The following is a 16,609-nucleotide window of genomic DNA, read 5'->3' as shown; positions in this document are numbered from 1 at the left end:
CTCTGTCTCTACCAACAGGTCAGCGCAGTGCCAAAGCTTATATACAAAGATCCCGAAACAGATCACGAAGTTGCGCTCCAAATTGGGGATTCGCAACCCGAAGTCACCATCGGCCGCAATCCGGGGAATACCCTGCGGGTGAATAATCCTTCGATCTCTCGGCGTCATGCGCGAATCGTCTGGCAGGGCCGCGAAGTGATTCTTCACGACTTGGATAGTTCAAACGGCTCTTACGTCAACGGCAATCGCGTGCGCTCTCAGGTGCTGGTGGACGGCGATCGCGTAAGGATCGGTGAGTTCCCACTCGATTTTGTGGATGAGACCGACTCTGCGACGGCAGAAGTTGCTCCGGAAATGATCGAGAGCGTGCTTCAGAGCCAGAAGAAGCAGCAAACCCATCTCGGAGGTTTCGCGGCGCAGGACGAAGATGACTATGGCTTCCAACTTGGGGCCGGAGCGCCACCCCCACCGCCGAGTTATTCGGAATCCGACGCGGATGTTCCAGTCTATGACGGTGCATTTGACGCTGAGGAAGACGGTGGGTTCGTGCTCGGTGGAGGAGGCGGAGTCCAGCCCGGTTTGGATATGGACGCCGGAAAGCCCTACACGCCTACGAGCTGGGACGACGACGAGCCGATCGAGCTGGAGCCCGAGCTCGTTGAAGATTCGGACGAGGGAACGGCAAACCATGATGGAGCGTCGCTCTTCCAGAATTCGTACTCTGAGGAGCTCGGCGCTCAAAGCTCGGATGCAGATACATACAACGCGGCACCCAATGAAATTGCGTTGAGCTTGTCGGGCTTTGGAACGCCTAATCCAGACGCCACGGTTGAGGAGTCGGTCGAATTTCATCGAGTCGAGCAAGAGAATATCATCGAGGAGGAGATTTCCGAGGCTGCGATTCAGTTCGACTCTGTCGTGTCCGAGGTCTCGGATAGCGGAAATAATGAGGAGCTTCTGAGGCAGATCGAAGAGTTGACGAAAGAGCGAGATGAGCTCTCAGCGATGCTCGACGGGAAGGCTTCCGACGGTAATGCGGCAAGCCAGCTTCAGATCGAGAGATTGCGCAAAGAAAGAGATCGTCTCTCGGACGAGCGGCGTAAACTCATGCAGCAGCTCAATGATTTGAGGAAGAGCCTCGAAGAAGGGCCAAGTCAATCGGAGTTTGATGAAGCACAGCGCCTGATTTCAGAACTTCAGGAGACCGTTGAGAATTCGAATCAAGCATTGTTGAGCGCACAGGAGTCCAATTCTTCGTTTGAAGAGCAGATCGCTGAGCTTCAGGCGGCGCTGGCGGATTCCAATCAAAAGGTCGAGTCCCTTCAGCATCAGCTGGCGAACGTTTCAGAACTCGGCGAGCAGCTTTCGCAAGTGCAAGAGAGCGCCGGTGAGCTTGAGACAGAGCATCGCGAGGCCCTGAAACGCAACGAGGAGTTGAATCAGCGTCTCGAAGCCTCAATTGAGGAGATCAACCTTCTCGATCAGGAGCTGGGACTTAGAGATCAACGCATTGCTGAGCTGAGCGAATTGTCAGCAGACCTGCAGCAAGCGTTGGGAGAGCGTGACGAAGAGCTCAACTCGTTGACTACGCATGGCCAAGAACTCGAAGAGCAGTTGGACCAACTCAGTTCTGAGTTGGCCTCGACGCGAGAAGAGCTCGAGGCTCGTCCGGTCGCCGAGGAAGTCTCCAAGCTTCGTGGCGATCTCGGGCAACGCGATGAGCAGCTGGCCGAAGCTAATAATCGCATCGCTGAGCTCGAGGCTCGCAAGGCGGAGCTTGAGACCGAGGTTCAAGATGTTCGTGCAACCATGGACGCTCTAAATGCGCGTTACAGCACGATCGGTAGCGAGTTTGAGACCCTCAAGCGTGAGCGAGATGAACTCAAGGAAGAACGTGTCGCGTTTGCTCGAGAGACAGACTATCTGCAGACCGAAAGACGCAAGATGGTCGACGAACTCGAGGACCTGCGAAAACGCGCAAAGACCTTTGATAAAGAGGCGAAGCGTAAGAAGCAGATCTTTGAGGAACTCAGCTCAGATTTGCGTAAGCTTGTGACGGAAAACAATCGTCTTCAAGACCAGGTGAAGTCGCTTGAGGAGCTTCTCGGGTCCGCGCCTAAGGCCGAAGCCGTAAGCCAGCTCCAAGAGGAGCTCAAGTCGACCCAGACGCAGCTAAAGGAGCTCGAGGCGGATAATAGCGATCTGACGCGTGAACTCGGGAAATTCTCCGAGGAGCGTGAGGCGCTTGAAACCGAGCGGAACAGCCTCAAGGAAGAGCTTGAGTCACTTCGCAGTGGCGTCGAGAGTGCTCAGTCCGATCGTGAAGCGTTAGAGGCCGCACAAGCCGAAATCCAAACTCTTAAGGAGCAGCTCGAGGCCAGCGCAGCAGCGCAGGAAGAAGCTCTGGAAGCCGTTCGAAAGGAGTTGGAAGAAGCGAAAAATGCTGCTGAAGGCGCAGCTGAAGCAGGCGACTTGAAAAAGAAACTCGAAGATGCCGAAGCAACCCTGGCTGCCATGATTCTTGAGAAAGATAAGCTTGAGGACGAAGTCAAAAAGCTCAAGAAAAAGTAGGCAACTCCAAGACCCCGAGCACCGCGTAATGGTCTGACGACTCGCCGGTGTCGAGTCGCTGGGCCTCTTTCCACATACCTGCCGAAAAAAGGTAGTCCAGATTTAGTCTTGGCTCGGGGGTAGGGTAGGTGGCAAGCGGCTGTTCCGCACGATTTAGCAAGTCGTCCATCTCCAACAACCAAGGCTCGTCATCGGCATTCAGGTCGCCTAAAACGAGGTGTGGCTTTCTATCTCGCACCGAGTTAAGCAGTACGGGTGCCTGAAGGGCTCGATCATCAATATAGGAGAGGTGGGTGCTAAGGATTTTCAGCTTCAACTCTGGGTGTGCAACTTCACTGTAAAGAAGCGCACGGGGCTCATCAACGTCCTGAGGAAGCTGAATAACCTCAGCCTTCTCGATGGGCCAACGTGAAAGCAAGGCATGACCGTATTCGTGCTGGTCTTCTACAATGCACGGCGCGAAGGACCCAAAATACCCGAGCGCGCTGGCGATACTGGTCGTCGTGTCACCGGGAGGGCCCATCTTCCAATGTCTTCCTACCTCTTGAAGGGCCAAAATATCCGGATTGTGGGTCCTGATCTCTTCGATGATGGCATCGAGGCCCTCTTGAATTCCGAGGCGGATATTCCAGGTCATGACCTTCATGAATTCTCCTTCTTTAGCTCGATGATAAAGCGGGTGCCATTCTCTGTCGCTTCGACTCTTAGTTTTCCGCCATGTTCGTCGATGATCTGTTGCGTCATGGCGAGACCGAGGCCTGTTCCCGATTGTTTGGTTGTGTAGAAGGGCTCGAAGATCTTTTCGAGGTCTACATCAGGAAGCCCGCCTGAGTGGTCTTCGATTGAGAGGGTGACATGATCGTCGCCATCTTCGATACGAACCAAAATGGTTTGATCTGAGTCTCCGGCTTCAACCGCGTTTTTGATGATGTTCAGCAGTGCCTGCCGAATTTGTCCTGGGTCGGCAAAGATCTGTGGATCTTCACCCTCCACTTGAACTTCGGCGCCAAGGTCTTGCCATTCCCAGGTATGGAAATCGACTAGATTCTCGACCAGCTCGCGAAGCGAAAAGGCTTCGAACTTGGGGGCGGGCAACCGTGCGTAGACGAGGTATTGCTCGGTGATGTCCTTGAGGCGGTCGACTTCGTGAATGATGGTGTTTAGGTGCTCCATGACTTCGGGGTCGGAGCTCTCGTGGCTCATCGAGTCGTAGACCATTTCAGCGTTCAGGTTGATGCTACTGAGCGGGTTTCTCAATTCGTGCGTAATCAGGGAGGTCATGCGGCCGATCGTGGCGAGTCGCTCGGTCTTGACGAAGCGTGCGTGTTGTTCGCGCAGTTGCTGGTCTCGTTCGGCGATCGAGCGTGCCATTTGGTCGAATTCCCTAAAGAGTGTTCCGATTTCGTCTGATGGGGCTTTGTTGGCCGCCTGAAGCGGCGAATAGTCCCCGGCCCCGATTCGTTTTGCCGCTGCAGTGAGATGGGTCAGGCGTCGCATGGTCATGGATACGGCAAACAAGAGGACGAGCGCCACGAAAAGGGCGACTCCCGTAGAAACTGCCAGGATGTAGAGGCTCGAGCGTTCGAACTGGTTCGCCTCTTTGATGTTCTTGTCCGTGGCTCTCCTAAGCTCGGCACGCAAAGCGGTCAATTCGGAGTCGATTCGTCGGACGTGGTCCCGAAGTTTGGTCTGAGCTTCAACGATTCGGTCATCATCTTCGCGTCGGTCGTCGAGCACGAGTTGGGTCAGGGATTTGGAGTCTTGAGAGAAGGTCTTAATTGCACTCTCCAAATCCTGCACGCGGTTGGAAAATTCGATATCCACAGCCGGTGCGAGCAAAGGGCTTGCGCTGAGCTCTACACTTTGTCGGATGCGGCGTTCGAACCGATCGGGCACTGATGGTGCGAGCCGAGTGACCTGAATGGTTCTACGAAGCACGAGTGGGTCGCGCTCGTTGAGGATGAGGCTGAAGCTCCGCAAGTCGGTTTGAATGTCTGAGAGGCTAAGGGAGAGGGGGACAATGGTCTGATTTACTGCCTGAACACGCTCGAGCGTCTTCTGCGTTCGCCACACTCCAAAAACGAGCACCGTGCCAAAGACGACGATGGTCGCTGTGAAGGCAAGAAAGATTTTTGTTGCGATGCTAAACTTCATAGAATCATTACGCTTGTAGGCCGAGGCGTTAGGGTTGACGCGTGCGCTCGAGAGGTGGTAGACCCTCGCGCCCAACGTCTGACCTGTACACGCTCACAATTGGTAGGCGTGTCTAGATACAGGATATTCGCATGAATCGTCTTCTAAGATTGCGGTCATTCACCGCGTTCATGGTCTTAATGTCGGTCGCGCTTTGCGCGGGGCCGAGCTTTGCCCAAAGTGGGCCGGCGCCAAAGGTTTTCGTTCTTCCGACACAAAGTGTCAATGACTCACTTTCGTCAATTGTTCCCGAGAGAATTGGGGAGCAGACCCGAAACGGGATCAAGCAAGACAAGCGTGTCGAATTGATGCCTTCGTATGAGGACGTCCTCAAGGATCTTTCGGGGGCGGGTCACTCGAGCGCGGCAATCGCTCAGGCTGAAGAGCTCTACACGTCCGGAATCGGTCTCTTGACCGCTGGTGAGGACGCAAGGGCGGTGGAAGCGTTCACGCGTTCCGTCGACCTGATGGAACAGAACCTCGATGACGTGAACAATTACGATATTCTGGCGGATGCCCTTGCGAATCTTGCGCTTGCGAATTTCAACGCGGAATTCGACGTGGATGCGCGCAAACGCATGAAGGATTTCGCGCATTTGCGTCCTGACGCTGAGCTCGACCCAGAGAAGTACGATAAAACACTTCTAGAAGTCCTTAAAGACGAGCAAGAGAAGGTCAAGCGCGCCAAATTCGGCAAGCTTGAAATCACCGCGAGCGAGGAAGGGGCCAAAGTATTCATTGACGGTATAGAGAAGGGCGCGACGCCGCTCACCGTCGAGGATGTTGGATTCGGCACACACTATATGGTGGTGCGAGGGGCGAGCGGCAACGTTTATACGGAGAAGATTCGCGTGCGGGGCCGCGGCAAGAGCCAGAAGTTCGAAGCTGAGCTCGCCCAGTCTACTGCCAATGTGGAGGGTGCCACCGAGCTTCCCTCCTATTACGTAGACCTCTTGAATCAAACCAAGACTGGCAAGTGGGGCGGAAGCCTTTTGCCTTATCTCACCGAGTTGGCCAATCAGACCGGATCCGCCTACGTGGGTTGGGTGTTGATGTACCGAGAGGGAACTTCCTACAAGGCGGCTCCTTTTGTTTATAGCGCTGCTAAGAACCAAGTGGCCCAGCTTGAGGTCGTCTCGTTCAATCTGGAACTCTCGAACCTTAGGACGGGCGTGAGCACGCTGACCAAGACCCTGGTAGACGCCATGGCCACGTTCCCTGAAGGCTCCGTGGTTACCGAGGTGGAAGTTGGGCAGTCTGCAGTAGCGCGAACAAAGACCACCACGCCGGTCAAGACGGCTGAGACTAAGAAAGAGCAGAAGACGCTTGTTCCACCACCCGTGGTCGAACAACCACCATCCGAAGAGTTTGGAACTTGGAGCTACGTCGCCGCTGGTGGTGCGGTACTGGTGGTAGGTGCATTGATTGCTGGCGGAGTCTATTTATTAGTGGATGACGACAATCCGTCTGGTGCAAACGGCTTTGATGCCGTTATTTCGTGGTGAGGTTGATGATGCGAACAATGCATTGGATGATTGTGGGACTTTTGGCTGCTTCGCTCGGCTGCGGTGGAGACGAGGGCGGGCCATCACTTCGAATTGATGTGTTCGGCTACGGTCCGGATTTTCAAGGTGGTACGGGCTTTGTCTCGGGTCTGCCAGGTTTTGAGGGGCAAGAGACCGTCAATGTTTCGCTGGTTCAGCCTCTCGACCGACGCACGCTTAAGCGAGGCTCATTCGTGGCTTCGTCACAGACGGGCAAAGTGCCCGAACTGAGCTTCGGCCAGAACCTGAGGCTTGATCTTGAAGTGCTCAATGGCGCAGGTGAAGTGATCGCGTCGGGTTCCACGCCTCGGTTTGACTATACCCCAGAGGAGGGCGACAAAACCTTCCGCATTCAGGTTCTCGGGGCCGATAGTGTCTCACCGGTAGGTTCGGTCGTGTTGGACTCGAGCACACAAGAGCGGCGGTTCACGCAGTCCAGGTTTGACTATCGTGCCATGCCCGAGTCGTCTTGCACGAGCGATGACCAATGTGGACCGAGTGCGACGTGCTCGGGGACACCACAAACGTGCAAAACATGGCTTGGGCGCGCCGGGCATGCCATGGCGCAGCTTTCGGACGGTCGTGTAATCGTCGCTGGTGGTGGAGACCCGACGCCGGGTGCTGCCACGTTGACGCTTCCCAAGTACCGAACCATGACGGTTGATTTGCAGATTTTTGATCCCGCGACGGGCTACTTTACCGAAGCTGGCTTTGATTCGGCCGGGAACGACCGATTCGACCAACCCTTTGTTCACGGGACCATGACTGCGATCGGCGACGATAAGTTCGTCGTTGCAGGTGGTTTCACGAAGCAAGAGGACGGGGTCATGGCCACCGACGGTCTTTACCTTGTGGATATGAACCAGCCCGAAGGGAGCCGCATCAGCGCCATTCGCGGCTCAGACGGGCAACCTTCGCGTTTGAAGGTCGCGCGAGGCTGGCACGCCGCCGCCTACAGACCCTCGGACAACGCAGTCCTCTTCATCGGCGGTCTCGGCGTACTGGGCGAAGATGATGTCTTACCGACCTTCGAAATCCTTGAGGTTTCAACGGGAGATATCCTCGGCCCGTTCAATTTGGACGAAGCCCGTGCAGAAGCGACAGCGCTGACCATGGGAGACGGAACGAGCATTTGGGTCTTGGGCGGACGTAACGCCGAAGGCGCAATGGCCAGCACAGAAGTGATTGCGGGCACCGAATCTAGCCCTGAGGCAGATATGCGTGAGGCTCGCTTTGGGCACTCCGCTATCCGGATTTCCACGTCTCCTAACGCTAGCCTCGCTATGGTGATTGGCGGATACACTGATTTCGAAGGAGCAGCGACCGGCGGGTTTGAGATTGGTGGAATTGGGCGTGGCGCCTTCCAGGGTGGGAATGATTGGACACTCTCTGACGCGAGGGGCCGTCTGATGGCTGTGGAGCTACCTGTGAGCCGAGACATTGTGGTGCTTGGTGGCAAAAACGCCGGGCAAAACGTTGACTCCGTTGAGCGCCTGGAGTTCACGGATCTGACACAAGCACTTCCATACCAGGCGAGGGCGGCGGGCGTACTCGACGAGCATCGGTATCAGGGAACGGCCCTGGTGCTTTCAAGCGGCAAGGTGCTCTTGGTGGGCGGCGTGGGCTCGATTCAGGGCTCCATAGCCGCACGAGATAGCGCAAGCTTCTACAACGCACACGATCCGGTCCCAGCACCGGCAAATTAGGCAGATTGACTAGACTTCCCTCTGCTGATAGCAAGGGGCCGTCAAATAGACTTTAGGAGTAGACAATGAGCGAAGAAACAACAGAGAAAGCACCAGAAACTAAAAGCGAACAAAAGATCATGTGCTTTGTGTCCAAGCAAATGGTTGCACAAAGCGAGACCGTAGAAGTGGAGTACGCACCACGTAAGAAGGTTCGCGTGCTTCCAAGGTACGTCAAGTTCTCGACTAGCGCTGAATAATCCAGTCGAAAGACTGCTCTAAAGCCACCCATTCGGGTGGCTTTTTTTGCTTCTTGATCACTCCTGGGGAATCGTATCCCACTTTGATCCACCAGCTCTCTAGTTTTTGAGGGAGATCGGCAGAGATCGCCCTTATCTTGTGAAAATAGGGGGTGGGTTGCGGTGTCTGGGGGACTTGTTTCTGCATCAATTTGGGACGCGGATCATCGCAGGGCCCCGCACTGTCTATGTCTCTAGCTAATCCCCAAAAATCAGGCTTCAGATAGGTGGAGTCTATATCCTAAGATGTCCCGGATCTTTCTTGACGACCTCAGTTCTCACCCTTATTGTGGCGCTCAGTGGGATAAATTCCCATGAAGTGGATCCGGAGACGGATGTGGAGGCTAGGATGGCCTCCATGTGTCAGATGGCAAAGCAAGGACGCTAAGATCAGCATTTTGAAAGGTTAGGCCCTCATGTTCCGAGGCCAGTACGAACACACGATGGATTCAAAGGGGCGCGTAAGCCTCCCGGCGAGGTTTCGTGAGGTTCTAACGGAGTTGGCCTCAAGCCCGGAAAACGCTGATCGAGTCATACTGACGCGTACTTTTCAGAAGTGTTTGGTTCTTTATCCACTCGAGCAGTGGATGAACTTTGAAGAGAAAGTTCGACAGCTCCCGCAATTTGACCCGCGCGTACAACAGCTCAAGCGAGTCTACATTGCGGGTGCCGTCGAGTGTTCTCTGGACAGTCATGGTCGTGTGTTGATTCCCCAGCCAATGCGTGAATTCGCTGGTTTTGAGCGAGAGCTCAATTGGGTGGGTCAACTGGACACGATGGAGCTTTGGTCGAAGTCCCGTTGGGAATCCGCGCTCGACGATGCGATGCAGGATCCCAAAGGATTGGCCGAGGCGATGGCAAACCTTGGACTCTAGGTTTCTGGCTCAAGATGAGCCCTAAAGGACCCATGGACGGGTCGGAGTTTAATCGTGTCGAATCTCACTTATAGCAGTGAATACCATACCCCTGTGCTCGTAGCCGAGGTTCTAGAATACCTCGCTGTGAAGCCAGGCGGCCGGTATTTGGATGCGACTTTGGGAGGGGGAGGCCATACACAGGCCATACTCGATTTGAGCGCTCCGACCGGCCAAGTCGTCAGTATTGACCGCGACCCCGAGGCGCATGAACAAGCGCGTCAACGGCTCTCCGGGTATCAGGGCAGGTTCGAGCTGGTTCTAGGCAACTATCGAGACGCTCCTGACCTCGTTGAGGGCAAGTTTGACGGCATGCTGCTCGATGCAGGTGTGAGCTCGCATCAGCTTGACGAGGCAGCACGCGGATTCTCGTTTCGTGAAGAAGGTCCTCTCGACATGCGCATGGGGCCGGACGCCCCGCGTCTCGATGAATGGCTTGGCGTTGTGGAAGAGGAAGAATTGGCGAACGCGCTCTTTCATTACGGTGAAATCAAGGCGTCTAGGCGACTTGCTGCGGCGATCAAGATGGATTTTGCCGCTGGCAAGCTCAAGACCACCCAGGACCTTGCACAGATGTGTCAGAGAGTTCTCGGTGGTTCAGGGGCGAGAAGAAAGACGCAGATTCATCCGGCGACGCTTGTCTTTCAGGCGCTTCGTATCGCCCTGAACGATGAGTTGCGCGGCCTGGAGCGTGCCGTGGCCTCGATTCCAGAGCTCGTCAAGCCCGGCGGTAGAGCTGTTCTCATCAGCTTTCACTCGCTTGAAGACCGAATCGTCAAGCAGGGCTTTAAAGAGCTTGCCGGTGAGAATGAAGAGGTCGATCCGGTGCTGCGAAAGTTGGGTATGGAGAAGTCCAAGCCTGAGAAAGTGAAGATATTGACGCGACGTCCAGTGGAAGCTGGGCCCGATGAAGTGGCCGCAAATCCGCGCTCTCGAAGTGCAAAATTGCGTGCGGTTGAGGTTCTTTAAGAGAAATTGCGCTTAGAAGGTGAAAAATGAAGGAAAAAGTGCTCGACATGTGCATGGATGCTGGCAGACTAGGGGCAGCAATATTCGCTGTAAGTTTGGCGTCCTCGATTCTGATTTTCCACGTGTGGAATGAGTATCAGATTACTCATTTGGGATACGAGATTTCACGAGTCACCAACGAGCATCGCGAACTTGTGGAAGAGAACCGAAAACTAAGTATTGAAGTCGCTGTTCAAGGAAGAACGGAGCGCATGGCTGAAGTTGCACGGACCCGATTTGGATTGGAACCCGTCAGCCCCGACCAGATCCGGCCGATTCAACTCGAATCAAATCCTTCCAAACCTATGGTGCATGCGGCTCTCGACCCACGATGAGGTCTTAGATGAGCGACAAGGATGAGCGCAGAGAGTTTTGGATCCGCATGAGGATGGGCGCGATTGCCGCCTTCATTACACTCATGCTCTGTGCAGTCATCGTTCGTGTTTACCACCTTCAAGTTGTTCAGGGGGCCGAGCTCGCCGAAAAGGCGGTTGGCCAACATATGCGTGAGATCAAGCTCAAGGCGAGGCGTGGCTCGATTTTGGACCGTAATCGCGTCGAGCTCGCGGTCAGTGTTGAAGCGCCAAGCGTGTTTGTTCGTCCACGCGAAATCAAAGACAAAGAATCGGTGATTCGGGTGCTGAGCGAGGCTCTTGAATTGAGTCCGGAGACTGTTCGGAAACGTGTCGATTCGAAGTCGTCCTTTGTTTGGGTGAAACGGCAGGCTACTCCTGAAGCCGCGGCAAAGATCGCCGAGGCGGAGCTCAGCGGTGTTGGATTTACGCCAGAGTCCAAGCGTTTCTATCCGCTCAAGGAGCGGGCAGGGCAGTTGTTGGGATTTGTCGGTATCGACTCTAATGGCCTCGAGGGAATTGAACAGAAGTTCGATACCTTGCTCGCCGGAGGCGACTACTTTTTGAAGGGGTATAAAGACGCGCGCGGAAAGACGATGCTGACCGTATCGACTCCTGAGTTTAGGGAGTTCGAGGGTAAGTCGGTCGTTTTGACAATTGATGAACGGCTCCAACGCGTGGCCGAAGAAGCGATCAGAGAGCAGGCGGAAGCGTATCAGGCAAAGGCCGCCTATGCCGTGGTCGTGGATCCTAAGACCGGCGAAGTCTTGGCCATGGCCAATTGGCCGAGCTTTGATCCGAATCGATTTAGGGAGGCCAAGGCGGCCGATTGGCGGCTTCGGAATGTGACCGACACCTTTGAGCCTGGTTCAACGTTCAAGCCCTTGGTTGTGGCGGCCGCTCTGCAGGAAAAGTCCATCCGGCTCAATTCCACCTTCGATTGTGAGAATGGTCGCATTCGAATTGGCCGTTATACGATTCGAGACTCTCATCCCGAAGGGATTTTGAGCGTGGGTGAGATCGTGCAGGAGTCGAGCAATATTTGTTCGTATAAGATTGCGCAGACCCTCGGGCGCGAAAAGTTCTACGAGTATATCAAGGCTTTCGGGTTTGGGCGTCACACGGGCCTCGGGATGAGGGGTGAGCAGCCAGGCCTTGTTTGGCCGCCTGACCGATGGGCGGAGGTCTCGTTTGCGAATATCGCATTCGGCCAGGGTTTGACTTCGACCCCACTTCAAATGGCCATGGGGATCGCGGCGATTGCCAACGGTGGAAACCTGATGAAGCCACAGCTCATCAAGGAAGTCGTGGACAAGGACGGCACGGTGGTCAAAGGCTTCGAGCCCACACTCTTAAGACAAGTCGTGAGTAAGGACGTTGCCAAGCAGGTGGCGTGGACCATGACCCGAGTGACGAAGTTCGGGACTGGAAAACGTGCGCAGCTCGAACACTTTCACGTCGGTGGAAAGACGGGCACGGCTCAAAAGGTCAATCCCGAGACGCGTCGGTACGACCCCAACATGTGGATTGCAAGTTTTGTGGGCTTTGCGCCTGCCGAAGATCCCGAGTTCGTGGTTCTCGTCATGGTTGATGAACCTCAGAAGATGCATTACGGCGGCGTGGTTGCTGGGCCAGCATTCAAGAAGATTATGTCAGAAGCACTGACAATCCGTGGAGTTCGTCCGCCTCCTGAAGACAAGCTCTTTACTTTCGATGACGAAGAGCTTGAAGAGACGGAGCCTTTGATCGAGCTCGAGACTGAGAGTCTGCCTCCAATTGTCCTTCCACAAGGCGACGGATTCCCCGACTTTCGTGGGTTAACGCTTCGCGAGGCGCTGGATAAATCCCGTAAAATGGGGATTTTGCCGGGGGTTGAAGGCTGGGGGAAGGTCGTAGCGCAGACCCCTGAGGCGGGAAGTCCTATCGAGGAAGATTTTGAGCTCTCCCTGGTGTTATCTCCAGCGAGTCGGCAATCATTGATGGCGGAAGAGCCATCTAGCGGAAATCTGGAATAGGCCATGAAAGCCACCGAAATCGCAAAGGTGGAGGGAGTCGAACTTGTCCAGGAAGGGCAGGGAGAGGTCTTCCGGGTGGAGTTTGATTCTCGGCGCGTTCAGCCTGGGGATCTCTTTGTGGCCCTGGTCGGCCAAAACTCGGATGGTCATCGGTTTGTTTCGATGGCGGTGGATCGCGGTGCGTCGGCGCTTCTAGTCTCGCAGGACGTTGACGCTCCTGAGCATGTAAGTGTGCTTAAGGTCGGCGATACTCGGGAGCGGCTGGGATTGATTGCCGCCAAGATTTACGGTCATCCGAGCCAAAACCTCAAATTGATAGGCATTACGGGGACTAATGGAAAGACGACCAGCGCCGCTATGGTGGAAACGCTCTTGGCTTCTGCAGGGCACGTAGTTGGCGTCTTTGGAACGATCAACATCCGTTGGAAGAACGAGGTCATTCCGAGCATCAATACAACTCCTGAAAGCTCGGAGATTCAGGCCATTCTGGCTAGAATGTTGGCCGATGGGGTGACGCATGTGGTCATGGAGGTTTCGTCCCATGGACTTGCGACCCACAGGCTCAATGGTTGCGCATTTGATGTTGGGGTCTTCACGAACTTGACCCAGGACCATCTCGACTTTCACGGCACGTTTGAAGCCTACGAGGACGCCAAAGCTCTACTTTTTGAAAGGTACCTTCCGGACTCCAAGCGGAACGGAAAAGTGCCAGCCGCGGTCATAAACTCGCGCGACGCTGCTGGTATGCGCTTGCTCGATAGAGTGCCCGATGGCGTCGAGATTCTTGAGTTTGGCACCGAGCGTGGACTCAGGGCTGTGGGATCGGACTTTCACTATCAGCTCAAAGGGCACCCGGCGTTTGAAGGCTTGCACGTAGAGTTTCGGGTACCTGGAGAATTTAACGTGGAGAACGCGCTTGGCGCTTCGCTGGCTGTATGGGCTTGCGGCGTTCCCGCTGAGTCCATCGCGCACTCTTGGACTCAGATTCGACCTCCATGTGGCCGGTTGGAAGAAGTCGTACCCGGAGTTTATGTGGACTACGCCCACACTCCGGATGCGCTTGAGAGGGCGTTGCGAGCTTTGCGCTCGGTTACCGAGAATCGACTCATCGTTGTATTCGGTTGTGGTGGCGACAGAGACCGCGAAAAACGCCCGCTTATGGGTCGTGTTGCCGAGGAGTGTTCGGACCTTGTGATCGTGACTTCGGACAATCCACGAACTGAAAGTCCAGAAGAAATCATGGCTGAGATCGCACAGGGTTTTACGGATGAGAGGACTCAGAAACTCTTGATTGCGAAACGTCGTGAGGCAATTGCTCAAGCCCTTGTTGAGCGAGCAAATGGCGATATTGTTCTCATCGCCGGAAAGGGCCACGAGACCTACCAGGAGATTGGAAGGGACCGCGTTCATTTTAGTGATCACGAAGTCGTTCGAGAATTTCTGGAGGGGAAATGAAAGAGATCTCAAATTGGAGCTTTTCCGAGATTGCACAGGTCATAGAAGGTGTGGCGAAGGGCGAGTTTTCGGCTCTTGATGGAGTGTCCACGGACACCCGAAAGATTTCGCCCGGCGTGCTCTTTGTGGCCTTGCAGGGGGATAATTTTGACGGCCATGACTTCATTGGGAAAGCCAAAGAGGCCGGTGCTGCGGCATGCGTTGTCTCGCGGGAAGTTGACACTGAGATGCCGACTATCGTGGTTGAAGACACCCTGGTCGCGCTCCAGAAACTGGCGCACGCCGTTTTTGGGCGCGCACGTTCAAATGGTCTTCGTTCGATCGCCATCACGGGTTCGAATGGGAAGACGACCGTCAAGGAGATGATCGGTCGACTGCTCTCCGAAGCTGGATTGACGCCGCATATCACACCGGGAAATTTCAACAATCACATCGGACTTCCGCTGACCATTCTCAATGCTCCGAAGGTCATAGCGGATTCGGTTTGGGTATTGGAGATGGGTGCCAACAAATTTGGCGATATCTCGGAGTTGACGGAGATTGCACCCGCCGATGTCCGTGTCATTACTTCTATCGGAGCCGCTCACCTTGAGGCCCTTGGCGATCTCGACGGGGTTCGAAAGGTCAAGTCTGAGATCTTTGAGTTTTCCGACCGTTCGAATTTCGCCGTGGTGCCTTACGATGAGCGCGACCGTTTGCTTCTGGCCGCTTTCCACGGTCGCGTCCTCAACGCAGGGCTCGCCCAGAGTTCGGACTTTCGGGTCGCTAAGATCCAGACGACTCAGTCTGGTCAACGCGTCGAAATCGAAGGACTGGGGCATTTGACCGCTTTTGAGATGCCACTACCGGGCAGGCATAACGCCGCAAATCTGGCTATTTCGCTGGCCGCGGTATCGGCGCTTGGTGTTGAATGGTGGAGACTTGGCAACGCCTTGAGTAACCTTGAGCTTCCGGGGGAAAGGCTTCGTTGGGAGTCCTTTGGTCATTGGAGGGTCTTGAACGATGCCTACAACGCCAATCCGACGAGTATGGAGGCTTCCTACGAAGCGTTTCTTGAGCGAGCGACCGAGCCATCGGTTGCCGTGATTGGGGATATGAATGAGCTTGGGTCCGATGCTGTGAAACTTCATCGTCAGGTGGCCCGTGGCATGGCTTCGCGAGGAGGCGTGAGCATGCTTCTCTTTGTGGGGCGCCATGCAAATGATATGGCCGAGGCCGCGAACGATGCGCAAACAGACGCCGAAGTCAGAGCGTGTGCCGACCCCGAAAGTGCAGTTCAAATTCTATCGGGCTTAGCCGATGGAACCAAAACTTGGTGTATGTTTTTAAAGGCGAGCAGAGGGGCGAGGCTTGAAAAGGTTGTGGAGTTGATGAAACAGGGAGAAGCTGATGCTTTTTGAGTTATTTTTCTATCTTAAAGACGAGTTTGGCGCCTTCAACGTCTTTAGGTATGTCAGTTTCCGTGTGCTCGCGGCCGCCGCCACCGGACTCTTTGTGACGCTTTTCTTCTATCCCGCTTTTATCCGTCGTTTGCAGAAACAACAGATTGGCGAAGTGATTCGAAACGACGGCCCGGAATCCCATTTTTCCAAAGCCGGCACGCCCACCATGGGCGGAGTGTTGATTCTTTTCACCGTGGTCTTCTCCACGGTTCTCTGGTCGGACCTAAGTAATATCTACGTTTGGGCAATTCTTACGGTGACGGTTGGGTTTGGAGTGATCGGTTTCGTCGATGACTTCATGAAGGTCAAATTCAGAAATAAGAAAGGCCTCTCCGGAAAGATTCGGCTTCTCTTAGAGTTCGGGCTCGTTGGACTGATGCTCGTTTCGCTCAATTGGGAGTCAGTGTTTTCTCACGGGTTTCTTGAGGGATTCTCGTCCACAACCTCGATGTACTTGCCCTTTGTGAGCACCGAGCGCTTCAGCATGGAGATTCCACTCTGGGTCTATTTCCCGTTTGCGATGATTCTGGTCGTTGGGACTGGTAATTCGGTCAACCTTACGGATGGCTTGGATGGGCTTGCAATAGGGCCTGTGGTCATGGCCGCTGCGACCTTCCTGCTTCTGGCTTACGGGTCCGCAACCATTCTTCAGTACGACGGCATTTTGGAGGGCGAAAAAGTCACGTTCTACTTCGATGTGGCACAGTATCTCATGATTCCGAGGGTTCCAGGGGTGCAGGAGCTCTCGATTTTCTGTGCTGCAGTCATTGGCGCAGGTGTCGGGTTCCTTTGGTACAACACCTTTCCGGCTCAGATTTTTATGGGAGACGTAGGGAGTTTGTCGCTAGGAGGTGCTCTCGGAACTTTGGCAGTGGTGACGAAGCATGAATTGCTCTCGGCCATCATCTTCGGAATCTTTTTGCTCGAGGCGGTTTCGGTCATCACCCAGACGACAAGCTTCAAGCTCACAGGTAAACGTGTCTTCAAGATGGCGCCAATCCACCACCACTTCGAAATGAAAGGGTGGGCCGAGCCAAAGATTATCGTGAGATTTTGGATCGTCTCGTTTATGCTCTGTTTGTTGGCGTTGGCTTCGTTGAAGCTTCGCTAGATTGACCTGCAGGCCAAGG

General features: G+C 54.7%; 13 protein-coding genes. 11 read left to right on the top strand and 2 right to left on the bottom strand.

Annotated elements, in window-relative coordinates; translation table 11 throughout:
* The first annotated feature begins 27 nt into the window (after positions 1–27).
* A complete protein-coding gene (locus tag FRD01_RS03260; RefSeq protein ID WP_146957609.1) occupies positions 28–2,571 on the top strand; it encodes an FHA domain-containing protein in 2,544 nt (847 codons plus the stop codon).
* Here the strand turns inward: FRD01_RS03260 and FRD01_RS03255 are convergent.
* Complete coding sequence (locus tag FRD01_RS03255) at positions 2,558–3,217, bottom strand: endonuclease/exonuclease/phosphatase family protein (RefSeq protein ID WP_146957607.1); 660 nt, start codon at positions 3,215–3,217, stop codon at positions 2,558–2,560. The genes FRD01_RS03260 and FRD01_RS03255 overlap by 14 nt on opposite strands.
* Positions 3,214–4,725 carry a sensor histidine kinase gene (locus tag FRD01_RS03250; RefSeq protein ID WP_146957605.1) on the bottom strand — a complete coding sequence of 504 codons (1,512 nt, stop codon included), beginning with the start codon at positions 4,723–4,725 and terminating at the stop codon, positions 3,214–3,216. Before FRD01_RS03250 ends, FRD01_RS03255 begins: the two co-directional genes overlap by 4 nt.
* A gap of 131 nt (positions 4,726–4,856) precedes the next feature.
* Between FRD01_RS03250 and FRD01_RS03245 the strand changes: the two genes are divergently transcribed.
* From FRD01_RS03245 to mraY, 10 genes are all read left to right on the top strand, one after another.
* A complete protein-coding gene (locus FRD01_RS03245; RefSeq protein ID WP_146957603.1) occupies positions 4,857–6,269 on the top strand; it encodes a PEGA domain-containing protein in 1,413 nt (470 codons plus the stop codon).
* 5 nt (positions 6,270–6,274) lie between these two features.
* Positions 6,275–8,014 carry a Kelch repeat-containing protein gene (locus FRD01_RS03240; protein ID WP_146957601.1) on the top strand — a complete coding sequence of 580 codons (1,740 nt, stop codon included), beginning with the start codon at positions 6,275–6,277 and terminating at the stop codon, positions 8,012–8,014.
* Positions 8,015–8,079: 65 nt separating this feature from the next.
* The gene (locus FRD01_RS24135; RefSeq protein WP_249755962.1) at positions 8,080–8,253 is read left to right on the top strand and encodes a hypothetical protein; all 174 of its coding nucleotides are present in this window, start codon (positions 8,080–8,082) and stop codon (positions 8,251–8,253) included.
* Positions 8,254–8,708: 455 nt separating this feature from the next.
* Positions 8,709–9,167 (top strand): division/cell wall cluster transcriptional repressor MraZ, encoded by a 459-nt coding sequence (gene mraZ, locus FRD01_RS03235; RefSeq protein ID WP_146957599.1) that lies wholly within the window; start codon positions 8,709–8,711, stop codon positions 9,165–9,167.
* 54 nt (positions 9,168–9,221) lie between these two features.
* Complete coding sequence (rsmH, locus tag FRD01_RS03230; RefSeq protein WP_249755961.1) at positions 9,222–10,175, top strand: 16S rRNA (cytosine(1402)-N(4))-methyltransferase RsmH; 954 nt, start codon at positions 9,222–9,224, stop codon at positions 10,173–10,175.
* Positions 10,176–10,201: 26 nt separating this feature from the next.
* A complete protein-coding gene (locus FRD01_RS03225; RefSeq protein WP_146957595.1) occupies positions 10,202–10,549 on the top strand; it encodes a cell division protein FtsL in 348 nt (115 codons plus the stop codon).
* An 8-nt stretch (positions 10,550–10,557) separates the two neighbouring features.
* Positions 10,558–12,582 (top strand): penicillin-binding protein, encoded by a 2,025-nt coding sequence (locus FRD01_RS03220; protein WP_146957593.1) that lies wholly within the window; start codon positions 10,558–10,560, stop codon positions 12,580–12,582.
* A gap of 3 nt (positions 12,583–12,585) precedes the next feature.
* The gene (locus tag FRD01_RS03215; RefSeq protein WP_146957592.1) at positions 12,586–14,037 is read left to right on the top strand and encodes a UDP-N-acetylmuramoyl-L-alanyl-D-glutamate--2,6-diaminopimelate ligase; all 1,452 of its coding nucleotides are present in this window, start codon (positions 12,586–12,588) and stop codon (positions 14,035–14,037) included.
* Positions 14,034–15,437, top strand: a complete 1,404-nt coding sequence (locus tag FRD01_RS03210; protein WP_146957590.1) for a UDP-N-acetylmuramoyl-tripeptide--D-alanyl-D-alanine ligase — start codon at positions 14,034–14,036, stop codon at positions 15,435–15,437. Before FRD01_RS03215 ends, FRD01_RS03210 begins: the two co-directional genes overlap by 4 nt.
* Positions 15,427–16,590: a phospho-N-acetylmuramoyl-pentapeptide-transferase gene (mraY, locus tag FRD01_RS03205; RefSeq protein ID WP_146957588.1), complete on the top strand. Its 1,164-nt coding sequence runs from the start codon at positions 15,427–15,429 to the stop codon at positions 16,588–16,590. Before FRD01_RS03210 ends, mraY begins: the two co-directional genes overlap by 11 nt.
* Positions 16,591–16,609 lie beyond the last annotated feature (19 nt).

Source organism: Microvenator marinus, from assembly GCF_007993755.1.
In the GTDB taxonomy this organism is placed as follows: domain Bacteria; phylum Myxococcota_A; class Bradymonadia; order Bradymonadales; family Bradymonadaceae; genus Allomicrovenator; species Allomicrovenator marinus.
The sequence above is the reverse complement of the archived record's forward strand: the minus strand, read 5'-3'. Positions and strand labels throughout refer to the sequence as shown.